The sequence below is a fragment of the Moraxella haemolytica genome (assembly GCF_030177935.1).
Classification (GTDB): Bacteria; Pseudomonadota; Gammaproteobacteria; order Pseudomonadales; family Moraxellaceae; genus Moraxella; species Moraxella haemolytica.
In genome coordinates, this window is record NZ_CP089974.1 from 1,957,400 (window position 1) to 1,975,398 (window position 17,999).

16 protein-coding genes are annotated in these 17,999 nt (G+C 45.9%); 10 read left to right on the plus strand and 6 right to left on the minus strand.

All coding sequences use genetic code 11. The annotated features are described in order from the left end of the window. Nucleotides 1-96 precede the first annotated feature (96 nt). The 5 genes from LU276_RS09310 to LU276_RS09330 all read right to left on the minus strand — a co-directional run bounded on the left by LU276_RS09310 (nt 97) and on the right by LU276_RS09330 (nt 5,139). Nucleotides 97-1,482, minus strand: a complete 1,386-nt coding sequence (locus tag LU276_RS09310) for a trypsin-like peptidase domain-containing protein (RefSeq protein WP_284673558.1) — start codon at nt 1,480-1,482, stop codon at nt 97-99. Between the two features lie 241 nt (nt 1,483-1,723). Next, complete coding sequence (gene tmk, locus LU276_RS09315) at nt 1,724-2,362, minus strand: dTMP kinase (RefSeq protein ID WP_284673559.1); 639 nt, start codon at nt 2,360-2,362, stop codon at nt 1,724-1,726. Between the two features lie 40 nt (nt 2,363-2,402). Continuing rightward, a complete protein-coding gene (gene mltG, locus LU276_RS09320; RefSeq protein ID WP_284673560.1) occupies nt 2,403-3,539 on the minus strand; it encodes an endolytic transglycosylase MltG in 1,137 nt (378 codons plus the stop codon). A gap of 118 nt (nt 3,540-3,657) precedes the next feature. Then, nucleotides 3,658-4,530, minus strand: a complete 873-nt coding sequence (locus tag LU276_RS09325) for an aminotransferase class IV (RefSeq protein WP_284673561.1) — start codon at nt 4,528-4,530, stop codon at nt 3,658-3,660. A 9-nt stretch (nt 4,531-4,539) separates the two neighbouring features. After that, nucleotides 4,540-5,139, minus strand: a complete 600-nt coding sequence (locus tag LU276_RS09330; RefSeq protein ID WP_284673562.1) for a hypothetical protein — start codon at nt 5,137-5,139, stop codon at nt 4,540-4,542. Between the two features lie 154 nt (nt 5,140-5,293). Between LU276_RS09330 and aroE the strand changes: the two genes are divergently transcribed. The 5 genes from aroE to LU276_RS09355 all read left to right on the plus strand — a co-directional run bounded on the left by aroE (nt 5,294) and on the right by LU276_RS09355 (nt 10,436). Then, the gene (gene aroE, locus LU276_RS09335) at nt 5,294-6,106 is read left to right on the plus strand and encodes a shikimate dehydrogenase (RefSeq protein ID WP_284673563.1); all 813 of its coding nucleotides are present in this window, start codon (nt 5,294-5,296) and stop codon (nt 6,104-6,106) included. A gap of 167 nt (nt 6,107-6,273) precedes the next feature. Continuing rightward, nucleotides 6,274-8,094: an acyl-CoA dehydrogenase C-terminal domain-containing protein gene (locus LU276_RS09340; RefSeq protein ID WP_284673564.1), complete on the plus strand. Its 1,821-nt coding sequence runs from the start codon at nt 6,274-6,276 to the stop codon at nt 8,092-8,094. A gap of 172 nt (nt 8,095-8,266) precedes the next feature. Further along, nucleotides 8,267-8,566: a tetratricopeptide repeat protein gene (locus tag LU276_RS09345; RefSeq protein ID WP_284673565.1), complete on the plus strand. Its 300-nt coding sequence runs from the start codon at nt 8,267-8,269 to the stop codon at nt 8,564-8,566. 165 nt (nt 8,567-8,731) lie between these two features. Then, nucleotides 8,732-9,265, plus strand: coding sequence for a tetratricopeptide repeat protein (locus LU276_RS09350; RefSeq protein ID WP_284673566.1), 534 nt, complete (start codon nt 8,732-8,734; stop codon nt 9,263-9,265). Between the two features lie 205 nt (nt 9,266-9,470). Further along, nucleotides 9,471-10,436 carry an SEL1-like repeat protein gene (locus tag LU276_RS09355; protein ID WP_284673567.1) on the plus strand — a complete coding sequence of 322 codons (966 nt, stop codon included), beginning with the start codon at nt 9,471-9,473 and terminating at the stop codon, nt 10,434-10,436. A 61-nt stretch (nt 10,437-10,497) separates the two neighbouring features. On the opposite strand, the gene LU276_RS09360 is transcribed toward LU276_RS09355, so the two are convergent. Next, complete coding sequence (locus LU276_RS09360; protein WP_284673568.1) at nt 10,498-11,772, minus strand: glutamate-5-semialdehyde dehydrogenase; 1,275 nt, start codon at nt 11,770-11,772, stop codon at nt 10,498-10,500. Nucleotides 11,773-12,048: 276 nt separating this feature from the next. On the opposite strand from LU276_RS09360, the gene LU276_RS09365 reads away from it, so the two are divergent. The 5 genes from LU276_RS09365 (at nt 12,049) to LU276_RS09385 (ending at nt 17,946) form a co-directional block, all read left to right on the plus strand. After that, nucleotides 12,049-12,825, plus strand: a complete 777-nt coding sequence (locus tag LU276_RS09365) for an ABC transporter ATP-binding protein (protein WP_284673459.1) — start codon at nt 12,049-12,051, stop codon at nt 12,823-12,825. A 110-nt stretch (nt 12,826-12,935) separates the two neighbouring features. After that, on the plus strand, nt 12,936-13,688 hold the full coding sequence (locus tag LU276_RS09370; RefSeq protein WP_284673460.1) for a transporter substrate-binding domain-containing protein: 753 nt from the start codon (nt 12,936-12,938) through the stop codon (nt 13,686-13,688). Between the two features lie 72 nt (nt 13,689-13,760). Continuing rightward, nucleotides 13,761-14,537 carry a transporter substrate-binding domain-containing protein gene (locus LU276_RS09375; RefSeq protein WP_284673461.1) on the plus strand — a complete coding sequence of 259 codons (777 nt, stop codon included), beginning with the start codon at nt 13,761-13,763 and terminating at the stop codon, nt 14,535-14,537. Nucleotides 14,538-14,828: 291 nt separating this feature from the next. After that, nucleotides 14,829-17,153, plus strand: coding sequence for a YadA-like family protein (locus LU276_RS09380; RefSeq protein ID WP_284673569.1), 2,325 nt, complete (start codon nt 14,829-14,831; stop codon nt 17,151-17,153). 475 nt (nt 17,154-17,628) lie between these two features. Beyond that, on the plus strand, nt 17,629-17,946 hold the full coding sequence (locus tag LU276_RS09385; RefSeq protein WP_284673570.1) for an ESPR domain-containing protein: 318 nt from the start codon (nt 17,629-17,631) through the stop codon (nt 17,944-17,946). Nucleotides 17,947-17,999 lie beyond the last annotated feature (53 nt).

Here is a 17,999-nt window from a genome sequence, read left to right on the forward strand (position 1 = left end):
ACAATTACTAAAATCAATCACTAAAATAAGCCTAGTTTATCATACTTAATTTAGCTTTTGATGGATTTTTTTAGATTTATTTTGCAAATTTTTATATCAATCAATACGCATACCGATGATGGCAGGCGTGCCTTGTCTGATGAACTGCACAGGGACGATGCCTTGTTTTGGCAGGCTTTGTACAGCAACTGCCATCTCATCAGCATTGGTGGTTGGCTGATTATTCAAAGCAAGAATCACATCGCCTGCTTGTATGCCTGCGCGTGCTGCAAGACCCATTGGGCTGACCGCAGTAATCACCACCCCACCTGCCACGCCAACACCATTTAAAAGACGCTGTTCGGCAGGGGTTAGCTCTTTTAGACGAAGCCCTAGTTTTACGCCTTGGCTTTGGTGTTTACCACCTGCCGAGACATCGCTGGGTGCTTCAGCGAATATGCCTTTGGCGACAAATTTTTGATTACCTCTTTGATAGGTAAGATTAAAATGATCTTGTGGCTTGGCACGATTAAACAGATTTAATAATTCAGCAGCGTGTGCGATGGGTTTGCCATTAAAAGCAAGCACCAGATCCCCCGCCCGAAGCCCTGCTTCTTCTGCAGGTGAGTCTGCCAACACACGGGTTAATAACGCCCCCTGTGGTCGTGCCAACCCATACATCAATGCCAAATTACGATCGACATCTTGCACCACCAACCCCAACGCAGCACGGCGTACTTTGCCATGATTTTTTAATTGTTCATAGATATGCAAGGCAGTATCAATGGGTATGGAAAACGACAAACCCATATAACCGCCTGTATCGCTAAAGATGTGTGAATTGACACCAATCACCTCACCTTTTTTGTTGAATAAAGGACCGCCTGAATTACCCTGATTTAGTGCGACATCTGACTGAATAAAAGGTGTGGTCGCCTCTGGAGTCATGTTGCGTGATTTGGCAGAAACAATGCCTGCCGATGCTGAATAATCAAAGCCAAAAGGCGAACCAATGGCAAGCACCGGCTCGCCCACACGCACCTCATCGCTTGATGCGACCAAGGCGGGGAAATGACTCCCTGCCACTTTTAGTACAGCAATGTCCGACGCCTCATCAGAACCAACAAGCACCGCATCTAGCTCCGTACGGTCATTTAGGGTAACGGTAATGCTGTCCGCCCCTTTGACAACATGATGATTGGTTAAGAGATAACCATCTGTCGTAATAAAAAAACCTGTGCCAAACCCATGTTCAATGGCAGGCAGTACCCCACGCTCGCCCAGATGCTCACGCAACACTCGAGCTTGTGGGCTAATCATATCATCTTCACTCACAGATCTGGTCGTAGAGACACGCACCACACCACTTGAGACTTGCTCCACCAAATCAGCAAAGTCCACCTGTACCACAGCTTGAGCAGACGGCACAACAAAGACATAGGGGGTCGCTGCCATTAAAGAAAGTACCGCACCCACAAGAGCAGACTTAACAAATATACGCATCTAATTATCCTCTTTTGATGGCACCTACTGACGACATCAACTCAAAATAAGAACCTTTCTTAGCCGTCTTCATGATTTAAAAACGCCCCAGTATCTTAAAAATACGCCCAGCCGTCAAGTCATCCTTATTAGTAAAAAAGTTGCCAACCCAGTAACAAAGTTACACAAAATTTGGTTACGCAAAATCCGATTGCACAAAATTTAGCCAAAAGCATTTTTAGATAAAAAAATAGGCTATTGATCAATCCGCCCCAAAACAATCCCCCATCGCCTGACGGATACGCTCACCCACCTCATCAACACTGCCATTGGCATCAACACGGCGAATACGGCTAGGATATTTGGCGTATTGATGTGCCAAACCTTGATACACTTTATCAAAAAAACTCGTATCCAACGATTCAAAACGGTCAGCTCGGCTACGCTTAGCAGCACGCTGCATACCTGTTAAGACATTCAAATCAAGCCATAAAGTAACATCAGGCAATCTGGGTACAAAATGAGCAATCATCAGCTCAATCTTAGCAAGTGCCTGCTCATCACCACCAAAGCGACCAAAACCCTGATACGCTACCGTACTATCAATGAATCGATCACATACCACCCATTTGCCCGCATCTAGGGCAGGCAATATCGTCTTATGCAGATGGTCGGCTCGAGCAGCAAACATAAGTAGTAGCTCGGTATCATCATTTAAGGTGCTATTCTTGTCCAACAAGATACCACGAATGATCTCCGCCACATCCGCCCCACCTGGCTCACGAGTACGCACATACTCAATACCAAGCGTATCAAGATGATGACAAAACCCATCAATCGCAGTGGTCTTTCCCACGCCTTCTGTCCCCTCAAAGCTGATGAATTTTGGCAGATGATTCATGGTTTATCCTCGTGTGATGTGATTGCACTAACTTGACTTGTTATCGGCTTTGCTTTGCCATGGCTGCACGATATTCAGCGACAGCACGATTATGCTCATCAAGTGTACGGCTAAACTTATGACCACCTTTTCCTGTTGCCACAAAAAACAGCACATCGGTCGCCTCAGGATTCATGGCAGCATCAATGGCAGCCTTAGATGGCAGGGCGATGGGAGTCGGTGGCAGACCGTGGATTTGGTAGGTGTTGTAATCGGTTTTTTCTTGAATGTTAGAACGGTAAATTTTACCATCATATCGGTCAAACAGCCCATAAATGATGGTTGGGTCAGTTTGTAATCGCATATTTTTACGCAGGCGGTTAATGAACACCGCTGCTACCTTGTGTCGCTCATCAGCAAGCCCTGTTTCTTTTTCAATAATGCTTGCCATGATGAGTGCTTCATAGCTATTATTATAAGGCAGACCCTGCTGACGATTCTCCCACGCCGCTGCCAGTGTTTTTTGTTGGTCATTATAGAGTTTTTGGAGAATCTGGCGGTCGGTTGTGCCCCGGTCAAAAAAGTAAGTGTTGGGAGAAAATTGACCTTCCAAATTCCCATTGACTGCAGTAATGCCCAACGCCTTTGATACCGCTTCATTATCACGGCGTACCTCTGCCCACGAGTAGCCATCTGCCCTAGGGGTTAGAACTTCAAGCGTGATACCATCAGTGTTTTTTAGGGTGTGGTATAAATCTTTGATAGTCTTACCCTCAATAATCTGCACCTTGACCGTCTGGGCTTTTGTTCCTTGCACCAAGATACTCAACGCCTGCCTTAGGCTTGCCCCTGCAGGAATTTGGTAAACCCCTTCTTGTAGCGGTGTTCGTACAGCCAGTTTTAGATATAGCTTAGCAAGTACACCAGATGATAGAGATGAAGTTTGCCACTTATCCTCCGCCAACAGACCATAATAAGTATCGCCTTTTTTAACCTCTAGCATCTTTGCTGGTCTGTCAGACTTGGCAAAAATGCTGGCATATACAACCACCGCACACCAAATCAATAGAGCCAAACTCACCAATCTTAGCCACTTACCCTGTTTTGGTTTGGCGGTGTTTTTTCGGTGTCGTGTTGGTCTTTTTGGGGTAGATTTTTTTGAGTTGAGTTTTTTTGTGGACTTGGGCGATTTTGTCATGGTGGTCAATGGCTTATCAAGGACTAAAGTTGGCTACAGACTTAATATAACAGAAAATATCAACGATTACAGGGTAAGAACAACTGGGACAATAATCAAAAATAGCATCAAATGAGCGTTATTGTATCATGATTGGCTTGGTGTGGGTGCGTTTGATGATAAAGTTTTGTAAAAAACCATTCATCTTTAATGGGTGTACGACACCATTTATTGTTAATGCAGATATCGGCATCACACCACGCACCGCATTACAAAACGCCAAACCATCAAGGTTCATCAAATCTTCATCAAGCAACACTCGCTCGGCAATGTCGTATTGGGTCATCAATACTCGCCGCATTACCCCATCAACACCACACGCCTGTACAGGCGGAGTATGCCACTTGCCATCTAGATGATACAGCACATTACTCATGCTACCACTGACCCACTCACCTGATGCACTCGCCACCAAGCCCTCAATAATGGCTGAATCATGCTGCTGATGGCAGTGCAATTCACGCTGAATAAACACCTGTTCGTGAGCACTGATGAGCTTTAATCCTAAAAATCGGCTCGTTCTAAGAGATAATCGCTCGGACAGACACACTGCCACGCCTGCCAACTGATAAGGAATGCCATCATAAAAAGACACGCCACTATAAATGGGCGATGGCATCAACTTTATCAACACCACCGCACGACCATCAGCATAGCCATAACCACGCACTGCTTGCCTATCTCTTGTGATGATGACCTTTAAGACACCCTCACCCATCTGAACTGCCAAATCTATCAACACCGCCAGCACACTCTTCACATCAAGCGACAGCTCAAAACGAGCAGATGACAGCGTTAGTCTATCTTGATGCCCATCAATACAAAGTATGCGTCCGTCATGCACGCCCATGGTGCTAAAAAAACCATCGCCGTACGCCAAGGCTCGACTGTCCATCACACCAGTCGTCTTAGTCAGTCGCCCATCATGCAACTCATAATATGCCATCGTCATGATCTACGCTCATCGGTTAAAGATGATGCGACATTGATAGTTTGTGCAGTTGGCAGACAGTACGCCTGCTACTTTGGTCGCATAGAGCCGATTGGGCTGATTTAACATACCTGCTACCAGACGCTCGCCCTCTTCGCCTGCGTACGTACCCATCATCGCATAGACTTTTTGGGCATAATCTATACTCGCTGTCTTTTGAGCATCATTATCCTTTGGGGCGGCATAATACCATAGCACTTCTAGCACCGCCTCAGACTCAATGACATAAAAAGGTGGTTCACTTTTGGTGGTAAAGCGGTATTTAGTGGCATGATTGCCATAAAAATCCAGCGATTGCTCACTGGTGGCAGTCGTACCCAGATGGCGTTTGATGCCCTCAAAGTCCAACTGTTTTTTGGGCAATCTGCTCCATGTGTCAGTCTGATAGACAACAGGATCGTATCGCTTAGGCTCGCCATCATCTCGGATAAGCTGTTCGTCTGATGGAACAGGACGAAAAACCAAAAACAGTGCAATCGCCAAAGCGATGAATACCGCCATCAAAAAATATGGCAGTTTGGACTTATTAGACTGAGACTGATTGGCAGTAGGTGGGCTGATTTGGCTCATGATTTTGATAGGCTGATTGATGATAATGAATGAATCAATAAAGACGACTGGTATTGTACCTAAGTTTTAAAAAATTTGCTATTTTTTCAAAAATACAGTACAAAATACAGCACATTGTTTTATTCACCCATCACAACCACCAATACGGATTTTTATGCAACACTTTATCGTCATCGGCAATCCCATCAGCCACTCAAAAAGCCCACAAATTCATCACGCCTTTGCAGACAGCTTAGGTCTTGCCATCAGCTATCGCCGTCAGTTTTGCCCAACTGATGCAGATAGCTTTCGTGCGGTGGTAGAAGCCTTTTTTTGTGGTGGTGGTGTTGGGGCAAATGTAACCCTACCCTTTAAAGAGGTTGCCTTTGAGCTGTGTAGCCCCATCAATGGCGGTGCTTTAAGTAGCTACGCTCAGAGTGCAAAAGCCGTGAACACGCTCGCCTTGCGTGATGGCAAATTATACGGCGACAACACCGATGGGCGTGGCTTGGTGGCAGATCTCATCGCCCAAAAGGTTAATTTGCAAGGCAAAAATATCGCCATCATTGGTGCAGGCGGAGCAACTCGTGGCGTGATTTTGCCACTCATGGAACAAGGGGCGACTCTGACTCTCTTTAATCGCACGCTCTTAAAAGCAACCAATCTAAAAGATGAGTTCGCCCCCCATGGCATGATTGGCGTACAGAGCCTAGATGCACTGGCAACTGGCGATTTTGACTACGATGTCATCATCAATGCCACAAGTGCCACCACGACAGGTCAGCAATTATCATTATCACCCAATCTAAAGGCTTGTGTCGCCTACGACATGATGTATGGCAAGCCATCGGCATTCTTGGCACATTTTGCCAAGCAAGGGGCACGCACTTTGGACGGCTATGGCATGCTCATTCATCAAGCCAAACTTGCCTTTGAGATGTGGACAGGCACACAATTGGATTTGGACAAAGTGACATTAGAAAAATAGCGTATGAATAACTTTAATTTATAAAAAACCAACTTTTCTATGAAAATAAATTAACGATTACAGAAAAATTAAGCCAATTTAAAAAATCTATTGTATAGTGCATACATGGCGATGATACGCATCGCTGATGAGTTATTCACTACAATTTTAGCCAACAAGGATTGCTTATGCTAACTTATAAAGCACCCGTAAGAGACATTAAGTTCTTGATGAATGAAGTGTTTGATTACCAAACACACTACCAAAATCTACCAAATGGGGCAGGTGCTGATGCCGAGACGGTGGATATGATTGTACAGGGTTTTGCTGACTTTGCCGAAAATGTATTAGCACCGATTTATCAGCCGGCAGATGCTGAAGGCTGTCATTTTAAAGATGGCGAAGTTACCACGCCAAAGGGCTTTAAAGAAGCGTATCAAACCTTCGTTGAAGGGGGTTGGCAGGGCATTTCTTATCCAGAAGAATTTGGTGGCATGAATCTGCCCATGTCGCTCAATCTGGTCAAATCTGAGATGATGGGCAGTGCCAACTGGCCGTGGGCGATGTACCCTGGATTATCTATTGGTGCGGTAAATACCATCTTACAATATGGCGATGACACCCAAAAAGCCACTTACCTACCCAAGCTCATCTCAGGGGAATGGGCAGGAACAATGTGCCTAACCGAAGCACAATGTGGCACTGACCTAAATCAGATGAAGACTCGTGCCACCCCAAACGAAGACGGCTCTTATGCCATCACAGGCACCAAGATTTTTATCAGTGCAGGCGAACATGACCTAACCGAGAACATCGTTCATATCGTACTGGCTCGCCTACCTGATGCACCAGCAGGCACCAAAGGCATCTCACTATTCATCGTACCAAAATTCTTGGTAGATGCCGATGGCAAAATGGGCGAGCGTAATGCCGTATCTTGTGGCTCTATTGAACACAAGATGGGCATCTCTTCATCTGCCACCTGTGTGCTAAATTTTGATGGGGCGACAGGCTATCTGATTGGCGAACCAAACAAAGGGCTAAAAGCCATGTTCACTTACATGAACACCGCACGCATTGGCACAGGCATTCAGGGGCTTGCTCACATGGAGCTGGCATTTCAAAACGCCCTGCCCTATGCCAAAGAACGCCGCTCCATGCGTGCCTTATCAGGTGCCAAAGAGCCTGAGCAAGCAGGCGACGCCATCATTCATCATGCCGATGTTCGCCGTATGCTTCTCATCCAAAAGGCATTTAGCGAAGGTGGTCGCTCGATGATTTATCACTCGGCACGCTATGCTGACCATCTGGCGAATGCTGTGGTAGCAGACGATGAAGCAGCGATTAAAAAATGGGATGATAAACTGGGTTTTTATACCCCCATCTTAAAAGGGTTTTTGACCGAACTAAGCATTGAATGTGCCAAGCACGGACAACAGATCTACGGCGGACATGGCTACATCAAAGAAACAGGCATGGAACTCATCGCTCGTGATGCACGCATCGCCACCTTATACGAAGGAACAACAGGCGTGCAGGCTCTAGACTTGCTCGGTCGCAAGGTTCTACTACACGGTGGTGGCAAGGTCGTGCGAGACTATACCGCAGGCATCATGAAATGGTGTAGCGAATACGCCCTAGATAAGAACATGCGTCAATATGTCTGGGCCTTGACCAAGCTATGTGCCGAGTGGAATATGCTGACTGCTCGCCTACTACTGGCTGCTCGCAAAGACCGAGACATCGTCTCAGCAGCCTCTGATGACTACCTGATGTATTCAGGCTATGTGATGATGGCTTACCACTGGGCACGCATGGCAGCGGTTGCCTTTGACAAGATGAAAAATAGCGGTGAACAGCCACACGAATTTTATCTTGCCAAAACCCAGACCGCCGAATTTTATTTTGAAAAAATTCTACCACGCACCGATGCCCACGCCAACGCCATGACCACCCCAAGCGAAGTCATGACCAAGATGGATATTGAGCATTTTGCGTTTTTGGATTGATTGGTTTATTCCCATAAAAAGGCGGATTTTTTTCCGTCTTTTTATTGCCCAAGAGAATAAAATCCCTATTATACTCATACCGCTTTTTTGGAGAACATCATGAAAATATCACGCATCCTATTCACCCTACTACGGGCATTAGGCTTAGGCGTGGCAAGACCTGCGATGGCAGATGACTTTTGCCACCGCTACATCTTATTTAAACACCAAAAACTACGAGCAAGCCTTTGCTATTTTTAAAAGATTAGCCAAGCAAGGGCTTGTAGAAGCTCAATATAATCTGGGCAATATGTATCGTAGTGAAGATGGTATCAATCAGGACTATGAGCAGGCTCTCTCTTGGTATGAAAAGGCAGCCAAGCAAGGAGATGTACAGTCTCAAACCATTGTGGGTATGCTATATGCCATTGGCAAAGGCGTAAACCAAGATTATGTGCCGCCAAAGAGTGGTTTGGTAAAGCCCATGATTTAGGATTCCAAGATGGCTGCGACGCCTATGAAATGCTGGGCGAACTAGAACAAACCCACAGACTACACTCAATCAAATACAAAGGGCAGACATTCCTTATATCCTTTTTAGTTGCCAAAGACAGCAAAATCAGATATCATACATCAACACAATTTTTTGGAGCATATTATGAAAACATCACGCACCCTATCTGCCCTACTACTGGCACTCAGTCTAAGTGTGGCAGCACCTGCGATGGCAGATGACTTTGATACCGCTGTGTCTTATTTAAACACCCAAAACTATAAGCAAGCTCTCCCTATTTTTACAAAATTAGCTAATCAAGGGGACGCAAGGGCTCAATATGGTTTGGGTGTCATGTATGACAACGGACAGGGCATCAAAAAGAATGATGCTCAGGCGGTGGCTTGGTTTACAAAAGCCGCTGAGCAAGGGCTTGCAGAAGCTCAATATAATTTGGGCAATAAGTATGTCAATGGCGAAGGCGTACGCCAAAGCTATGCCCAAGCTCTAGCGTGGTACAACAAAGCCCAAGCCCAAGGGGTTGCACAAGCCGCCCATAATATCGGGGTGCTATATCTTAGTGGCGAAGGCATCAACCAAGATTATACCGCCGCCAAAGAGTGGTTTGGCAGAGCCTGTGATTTAGGATTCCAAGATGGCTGCAACACCTATAAAATGCTCAGCCAACGAGGCTACTAATCCACAGTCTACAGCGCCAAATGACCAATCAGGCTGTAATGGTCATCATTATAGCTAGTAGGTATGGTGGTATCTATCAGATACTAACAAAAGCCTGTACTTAATCAAAACAAAAAGGACGGATATGGTTTTTCCGTCCTTTTTGTTGCCAAAGAAAACAAAATCCTGTATCATCTCACGGATATTTAGCTATCTGGAGATACTGATGAGAACATCACGCACCCTATCTGCCCTACTACTGGCATTAGGCTTAAGTGTGGCAGCACCTGCGATGGCAGATGACTTTGATACCGCTGTGTCTTATGTAAACACCCAAAACTACGAGCAAGCCTTTGCTATTTTTAAAAAATTAGCCGAACAAGGGGATGCTGTAGCCCAAACTATCGTGGGTGCGATGTATGCCAAAGGCGAGGGTGTCAGCCAAGATTATGCCCAAACCCTAGCGTGGTATAACAAATCAGCCGAGCAAGGAGATGCAAACGCTCAACATAATCTGGGTAATATGTATCTTAGTGGAGAAGGTGTCAAGCAGGATTATGCTCAGGCGGTATCTTGGTATAAAAAGGCAGCCGAGCAAGGAGATGCAAACTCTCAAAACAATTTGGGTGTGATGTATGCAAATGGGCAAGGCGTCAAGCAGGATTATGCTCAGGCGGTATCTTGGTATAAAAAGGCAGCCGAGCAGGGACACACCAAGGCTCAATATAATCTAGGTATGATGTATGATAATGGGCAGGGCATACAACAAGACTTTACTCAAGCATTCTTTTGGTATAAAAAAGCAGCCGAGCAAGGGCATATAGAGGCTCAATATAATCTGGGCAATATGTATCTTAGTGGAGAAGGTGTCAAGCAGGATTATGCTCAGGCATTCTTATGGTTTAGACAGGCGGCCGAGCAAGGGCATACAGATGCTCAAAATAATTTGGGTAATATGTACGCTGTTGGACTGGGCGTAAACCAAAGCTATACCGAAGCCCTAGCATGGTATACACAAGCCCACACCCAAGGTAATACAAAAGTTGCTCAGAATATCGGAGTACTCTATTACAATGGTCAAGGCGTAAGCCAAGATTATGCCATCGCCAAAGAATGGTTTGGCAAAGCCTGTCAATCAGGATACCAAAACAGCTGTGATACCTATGAAATGCTTAGCCAACAAGGCTACTAATCCACAGTCCACAACCTAAAAAAAGCGTGTCATGCACGCTTTTTTTAGGTTCATGACGACCTTAAGGGCGGATTTCCCCATGCCCTAATACCACCCATTTTTGGGAAGTCAAGCCATGCAATCCCACAGGACCACGAGCGTGGATTTTGTCCGTTGAGATACCAATCTCCGCCCCAAGCCCATATTCAAAGCCATCAGCGAAGCGACTTGACGCATTGACCATCACACTTGATGAATCCACCTCACGGATGAATTGTTGGGCATTAGGGTAGCTGTCTGTGATGATGACATCGGTATGATGACTGCCATAGTGGTTGATGTGGCAGATTGCCTCGTCCAGATTTGCCACGATTTTCACTGCCAGTTTTGGGGCGAGATATTCAGCATACCAGTCATCTTCGGTGGCGAGCGTCAAGTTCAGCGGATAATCCGCCAGCAGTGCCATTGACTGCTCACACACAAAAAACGCCATCTGTTCATCAACAGCACGCATCGCCATCAAAATCTGGGGAAGTACTGTCTTGGCAATGTTCTCATGAATGAGTAGGCTCTCCATCGCATTGCACGGAGCATAGCGAGAGGTTTTGGCATTGACGCAGACCTTGATTGCCATATTGACATCACAGCTTTCATCAACATAGGTGTGGCAGTTGCCATCTAGATGCTTAATCACAGGCACTTTTGCTCCCTTAGCGACCCGCTCAATCAGCCCCCTACCCCCTCGTGGAATCACCACATCAACGAACTCTGACATGCCAATCAAACTGTCCACCGCCATACGGTCGGTCGTCTCTAGCACCTGCACCGCCTCGCTTGGCAGTCCTGCTGATACCAATCCTTGTTTGACACAATTAGCGATGGCTTGATTAGAATAAAACGCCTCCGAACCACCACGCAAGATGATGGCATTGCCAGACTTGATGGCAAGGCTTGCCGCCTCCACCGTTACATTCGGACGGCTTTCATAAATCATGCCAATCACGCCAAGCGGTACACGCATCTTACCAAGTAAAATACCACTCGGACGATGGCTCATCTCGCTCATCTGACCAATCGGATCGGGCAAGCTAATCACATCATCTAGCGATGACAACATCGCCTCAAAACGACTCTCATTGATGATAAGGCGATCTAGTAACGCACTATCTAATCCTTGCTGTTTACCCTTTGCCACATCTTTGGCATTCTCAGCCAAGATGATGGATTGATTGGCAATCATCGCTGACTTGATGGCACTTAATGCGGTGTTTTTGGTGGTGGTATCCGCTGCTGCAAGCTGACGAGAGGCACGCTTGGCTTGCTCGCCCACCTCGTTCATGTATGTTTTGATGCTCATAAATCCCCCTTACCAGTCAATTTACCCTATCATAGCAATCAATGACTAATTTTTCTATGCGAATTATTCATAAATACCAATAAATCATCAAAATTGTCAATAAATTTACCACAACCGCCCAAAATTTCGCTAAAATACAAAAAATTTCACCCAAAATCACAAAAATATTTGCTTTTTTATGGTTTTGGCGAAAATATCCCAATCAACTTGTTATATTTCATCAACGAACCCAAAACTTTCGTTATCAAATCAAACCTTTTTTATTAAGTAACCAACATGATTGACACTCTCCCCATCGCCTTAGACCTGCAAGACATTCACAAAAACTACGGCTCACTGTCCGTACTCAAAGGCGTCTCTTTGACCGCCTATGATGGCGATGTCATCAGCATTCTAGGTTCGTCAGGTTCGGGCAAATCTACCTTGCTACGCTGTATCAACCTACTTGAAAAACCCACCAAAGGTAGCATCACCATCGGCAATGAAGCCTTAATCTTGACCGAGAAAAAAGGCGAATTGGTCGCCAAAAATCCAAGACAGCTAGAAAGTTTACGCTCAAAAATCGGCTTCGTATTCCAAAATTTCAACCTATGGCCACACAAAACCATCTTGGATAACATCATCGAAGGTCCAACCCAAGTACTCAAACAACCCAAAGATCAGGCAATCGCCGAAGCCGAACACCTACTCAACAAGGTTGGTCTGCTTGACAAAAAAAATGCCTATCCTGACAATCTGTCAGGCGGTCAGCGTCAGCGTGTGGCAATCGCTCGTGCTTTGGCAATGAAGCCACAGGTGCTACTGTTTGATGAGCCGACCTCAGCATTAGACCCTGAGCTGGTCAATGAAGTACTGTCTGTCATGCGTGGGCTGGCCGCAGAGGGTCGCACCATGCTCATTGTTACCCACGAGATGCGTTTTGCTCGTGAGGTATCAGATAAGATTGTGTTTTTACATCAAGGACGCATTGAAGAGATTGGCACGCCTGACGAGGTCTTTGATAACCCAAAATCTGAGCGTGTGCGTGAATTCATGGCATCGCATCGCTCTTAGGGTTTGACTTAAGGTTTGTTGTTCAAGTTCGTTTTTGGTACTTATTTTGTTAGTATTTGCTTATTAATATCTGTTTTGTTAATCTCTACTTGTTAGTTTAAGGACATTTTATGTTATATAAATTCGCAGGCGTTACCGCCATCGCTCTTGCCCTAGTCGCTTGCAGTCAAGACAAGCCTGCCCAGACGACCGAACAGCGTCAGCTGACCATCGCCACCGAAGCGGCTTATCCCCCATTTAATGACACCGCTCCAGATGGCAAGATTGTCGGCTTTGATGTTGAGGTCATCAATGCCGTGTGTGCCGAAATCAACGCCAAATGCGACATTGTCGCCCAAGATTGGGAAGGTCTAATCCCTGGTCTTAATGCCAAAAAATACGACGCCATCATCGCAGGTATGTCCATCACTCCAGAACGCCTAGAGCAGGTGGATTTTACCGAGCCGTATTTTTCTAATACCATCGTTTGGCTATCTAAGACCGATGGTAGCTTCGACCCAAACAACATCACCAACAAAATCCTAGGTTCACAGCGTTCAACCACAGGGGCTGCCTATATCGCCGAAAAATATGACGGCAAAGATGGCAACACCGTCAAGCTCTACGACACCTACCTAAACGCCTATCTTGACCTAAAAGCAGGTCGTAACGCTGCTGTCATGGCAGAAAAAGTCTCTGCCGCCGAATGGCTAAAACAAGAACAGCAAGGCTTTGGCTTGGTCGGCGAAGAGATTGACAACAACGACAATCTGGGCATTGCGGTTCGCAAAGGCGACACCCTAAAAGATGAATTCAACCAAGCCCTTACCAAACTCAAAGAATCAGGTAAATTGGCAGAGATTGAAACTGCCAGTTTTCAATAATTCATCAGCCATCACTAGCGTGGCAATCAGCCCACGCTAAAACCAATCAAAAATAAGTAAGGGGCAATCATCATGAAACTAAAACTACTTAGCATATTGGCAATCAGCACCCTTGTTGTTGCCTGTAGCAATAATCAAGGGGCAGACGACAAGAGTGCAGCCACTACCGGCGAAAAACAAATCCGCATCGCCACCGAATCTAGCTTTAAGCCATTTAGCTACCTAGATGCCAGCGGTAACTTGGTGGGCTTTGAGATTGACCTAGCCAACGCCCTATGCCAAGAGATGGTCGCCAAATGCGATATCCAAAGCCAAGATTGGGACGGTCTGATTGTCGGTCTAAATGCCAAAAAATTTGATGCCGTCATGGCAGGTATGTCAGCGACCAGCGAGCGTGCCGAAGTGGTGGATTTTAGCGATTCGTATTTTAACAACACCCTAGTCCTGCTTGGTCAAAAAGGCGTTGAGCTCAATGCCAACACCCTAGATGACAAAAACATCGCCGTACAGCAGGCCACCGTTTCTGCCGACTACCTAACCAAAAACCACCCCAAAGCAACCATCAAAGCATACAGCACCCAAGACAATGCTTATCTTGATTTGACCGCTGGTCGTGTCGATGGTATGTTGTCAGACATCGTTCCTGCATTAGACTGGCTAAAAACCGAGCAAGGGGCTGATTTTGAAGTCAAAGGTGAACCGATTGACATCAACGACAGCGTCGCCATCGCCCTACGCAAAAATGACCCACTCAAAGACGAATTCAACACCGCTCTTGCCACCCTAAAACAAAACGGCAAATATGATGAGTTGGTGGATAAATATTTTGACAAAACCATCATCAAATAACCAAAATGGGCGTCAGCCACTTAACTTAACCACAAGAAATATTAACAGGAGGCAACAATCACTAATTAGCAACATAGCAGTTTTGTTACATCTACCCCCTGCTCTTGTCCATGCAGGCATCGTTGTGTTAGAGCCATCCAACTTCAACCAAGAGATGAATCGTTAACGCTTGGTCATATAAACAAAACTTAACAAAACACCCCCTAACGAAGCCAAACAATGCCATGAGTCGTGTTTGGCTTACGAATAAATAGCAACATTTCATCAGTCATTATTATTTGTGAGTAAATTATGAATAAAAACCTAATGAAACAGCGCAACAAAAACCGTACCGCCCATACCAACAACTTTAGTATCCACATTCCAATAACATCCCTGACACTGGCAGTAATAACCACCCTACCCATGATGACTACTAAGGCATATGCTCAGCAGGGATTTGTTCCTGCTGGTCACTCACAAGGGAAAGGAGCTACTGCGGTTGGACAAGGGTCTCAAGCAATGGCAAATTTAGCTACTGCGGTTGGATCTGATGCCCAAGCAACAAAAGCGAGCTCTACTGCACTTGGTGCAGGTTCTAGAGCAACTCAAGGGACCTCTACTGCACTTGGTGCAAGTTCTCAAGCAATGGGACTGGATTCTACCGCACTTGGGCAAGGTTCTCAAGCATTGGAGCAAAACTCTACTGCGGTTGGACAAGGGGCTCAAGCAACAGCAGTAGGTACTATTGCACTTGGGAAAAGTGCTCAAGCAACAATGACAAGCTCTTTTGCACTTGGGCAGGGAGCTCAGGCAACAGGACAGAACGCTATTGCCATTGGTAACAATACTATGGTTCGGTCTGTAGGAGCTGTAGCACTTGGTCATGGCATCACCATTAGTAATGACTCTAATCATGCTGTGGTGCTTGGCAATGGGAGTACATATACTACACCCATGCCAACAGCAGATTACTCATTTATGCTTCCATCAGCCACCAATAGCTCCGGAGTGCGTACCACAATCAATTTTGCAGGAACTCGTCCAACATCAGCCGTTTCTATCGGTGCAAAACATCAAGAACGCCAAATCGTCCATGTCGCTGCTGGTCGTGTTACTGCAGACTCAACCGATGCGATCAACGGCTCTCAGTTATACGGCGTGCTAACTGCGATACAGAGCATAAAAATACCAGATGTATTAATTGGTGCTGGAGAGCCAAATACTCAAGGCAAAGAAGGTGATATCTACATTAACAGCACTACCGGAGATCTGTACAAAAAAACAGGAAATAGATGGGGTGCTAAAGTTGGAAGTCTCAAAGGTCCTAAGGGTGATAAAGGCGACACTGGTCCGCAGGGTCCACAAGGTCCAGCTGGTGATAAAGGCGAACAAGGGGAACAAGGTCCTAAGGGTGAGAAAGGCGAAACTGGTCCACAAGGTCCAGCAGGTCCAGCTGGTGAAAAAGGCGAACAAGGGGGACAAGGTGAGCAAGGTCCTAAAGGTGATAAAGGCGACACTGGTCCACAAGGTCCACAAGGTCCAGCTGGTGATAAAGGCGAACAAGGGGAACAAGGTCCAGCAGGTCCAGCTGGTGATAAAGGCGAACAAGGGGAACAAGGTCCTAAAGGTGATAAAGGCGACACCGGTCCGCAGGGTCCAGCTGGTCCAGCAGGTGAAAAAGGCGAACAAGGGGAACAAGGGGAACAAGGGGAACAAGGTCCTAAGGGTGATAAAGGCGAAACTGGTCCACAAGGTCCAGCAGGTCCAGCTGGTGAAAAAGGCGAACAAGGGGAACAAGGGGAACAAGGGGAACAAGGTCCTAAGGGTGATAAAGGCGAAACTGGTCCACAAGGTCCTAAAGGTGAGCAAGGTCCTAAAGGTGATAAAGGCGATATCGATCAAGCCACTAAGGATAAAATCCAACAAAGCATCAATGAGGCCAAGACCGCCAATGACAAAGCTGTCATCGCTGATAATAAAGCCACCCAAGCACAACAAACAGCCAATACCAATGCTGCTAAAATCAGCAAAGGTCTGAATGTTAAAACTCAAGATAATAAAACCACCAACCACCAGTTAGGCGATACGATTACCATCACTGGTCAGTCGAACATTAGCACCAACACAGAGCAAGGCAGTGTTGTCGTATCATTAAATGACGATATTACTGTTAAATCGGTAACTGCTGAGCGTGTCGTGGCAGATCAGGTAGTAGTCGGTCCTGTCAGTATCGCAAAAGACACAGGCATCAATGCAGGTGGTCTGACCGTGCAGAATGTCGCTGATGGTCGTATCGCACCAGACAGCACAGATGCTGTCAATGGCAGTCAGTTGTTGGGTGTTTATAACCACATCGATGAGCGTGTCTTTGGTATTGGCAACCGCATTGATGAGATCGAAGACCGCCTACAGGCAGGCATCGCAGGTAATCATGCAGCCATGTCATTACCACAAGCCACACTAGCAGGTCAATCGATGGTCTCAGTTGCACTGGGTACATATGCCGATAAAAGTGCCGTCGCCATCGGTTATTCTCGGCTAAGCGGTAGCGGACGAGTAACCTTGAAGTCGCATTTAAGTGCTGATACCAAAAAAAAGGTCGGTGCTGGCGTAGGTGTAGGTCTTGCGTGGTAACCCACCTTCTGTAATACCAATATACTAATGATGCCCGTGTGCTTTGCCCTATTTGGGCTCAAGCACACAGGTTAATTGTCTTTGGCAACACAATACAAAACCCCAACCACAGTCAGCCATTAGTAATAAAACAACAATGATTATCAATGGTAACAATAAAATAACAACTCTCTTTCATTATTTTATCCCCCCCCCCCTGCGGAGTAAATATTGTGGTAAAATACACCCATGTAAGCTAAATATATTAGCAATATTATCAATTGATAATATTAATTAATAATATCAATTGATAATATTAATGAATAACAACTTAAGTTTGGGTTATAATCCAACAAAACACCCAAACAATCACACCAAGCAATGCACAGCACAGTTTGGTTCATAAAGGTTTGGTCATCAAACCGCATTGATTTTTTTAACCGCCCTTGTAAAAATTCAGTCAACAAGGGTGGGCTAACTACGCTGGAATGAAAGTATGAATAAAGTCTATAAGGTTATTTTTAACCGCACCACACAAGTGTTTCAAGCTGTCTCTGAATTGGCTCGTGGTCATCAACGCACCCAAACCGGTAGCACATCATTAAGCAAAGACCCTACTCAAAGCAGCAGCTTTCATCTAAACCCAATTGCCAGTGCAATAGACTCTCTTAAACCAGCAGTTCGTTCGTTCGCCCTAACCACCCTACTGCTCAGCGGACTGAGCTTTTCTGGGAGTGTGTCGGCTCAGTTTTGGGAAGGTCGTAACGAGGGTTCAGAGAACTTGGTTTGGGGGGGGGCGTCATGTAACCAGTAACCCAACTGGCAATGCTTTACCTTATACTGGACCAGGAAGAGTCCATGCCTATA

Excerpts from the sequence above, each read along its gene's own strand:
- LU276_RS09310 (WP_284673558.1), bottom strand. The coding sequence starts at position 1,482 with ATGCGTATATTTGTTAAGTCTGCTCTTGTGGGTGCGGTACTTTCTTTA.
- tmk (WP_284673559.1), bottom strand. The coding sequence starts at position 2,362 with ATGAATCATCTGCCAAAATTCATCAGCTTTGAGGGGACAGAAGGCGTG.
- mltG (WP_284673560.1), bottom strand. The coding sequence starts at position 3,539 with ATGACAAAATCGCCCAAGTCCACAAAAAAACTCAACTCAAAAAAATCT.
- LU276_RS09325 (WP_284673561.1), bottom strand. The coding sequence starts at position 4,530 with ATGACGATGGCATATTATGAGTTGCATGATGGGCGACTGACTAAGACG.
- LU276_RS09330 (WP_284673562.1), bottom strand. The coding sequence starts at position 5,139 with ATGAGCCAAATCAGCCCACCTACTGCCAATCAGTCTCAGTCTAATAAG.
- aroE (WP_284673563.1), top strand. The coding sequence starts at position 5,294 with ATGCAACACTTTATCGTCATCGGCAATCCCATCAGCCACTCAAAAAGC.
- LU276_RS09340 (WP_284673564.1), top strand. The coding sequence starts at position 6,274 with ATGCTAACTTATAAAGCACCCGTAAGAGACATTAAGTTCTTGATGAAT.
- LU276_RS09345 (WP_284673565.1), top strand. The coding sequence starts at position 8,267 with ATGACTTTTGCCACCGCTACATCTTATTTAAACACCAAAAACTACGAG.
- LU276_RS09350 (WP_284673566.1), top strand. The coding sequence starts at position 8,732 with ATGAAAACATCACGCACCCTATCTGCCCTACTACTGGCACTCAGTCTA.
- LU276_RS09355 (WP_284673567.1), top strand. The coding sequence starts at position 9,471 with ATGAGAACATCACGCACCCTATCTGCCCTACTACTGGCATTAGGCTTA.
- LU276_RS09360 (WP_284673568.1), bottom strand. The coding sequence starts at position 11,772 with ATGAGCATCAAAACATACATGAACGAGGTGGGCGAGCAAGCCAAGCGT.
- LU276_RS09365 (WP_284673459.1), top strand. The coding sequence starts at position 12,049 with ATGATTGACACTCTCCCCATCGCCTTAGACCTGCAAGACATTCACAAA.
- LU276_RS09370 (WP_284673460.1), top strand. The coding sequence starts at position 12,936 with ATGTTATATAAATTCGCAGGCGTTACCGCCATCGCTCTTGCCCTAGTC.
- LU276_RS09375 (WP_284673461.1), top strand. The coding sequence starts at position 13,761 with ATGAAACTAAAACTACTTAGCATATTGGCAATCAGCACCCTTGTTGTT.
- LU276_RS09380 (WP_284673569.1), top strand. The coding sequence starts at position 14,829 with ATGAATAAAAACCTAATGAAACAGCGCAACAAAAACCGTACCGCCCAT.
- LU276_RS09385 (WP_284673570.1), top strand. The coding sequence starts at position 17,629 with ATGAATAAAGTCTATAAGGTTATTTTTAACCGCACCACACAAGTGTTT.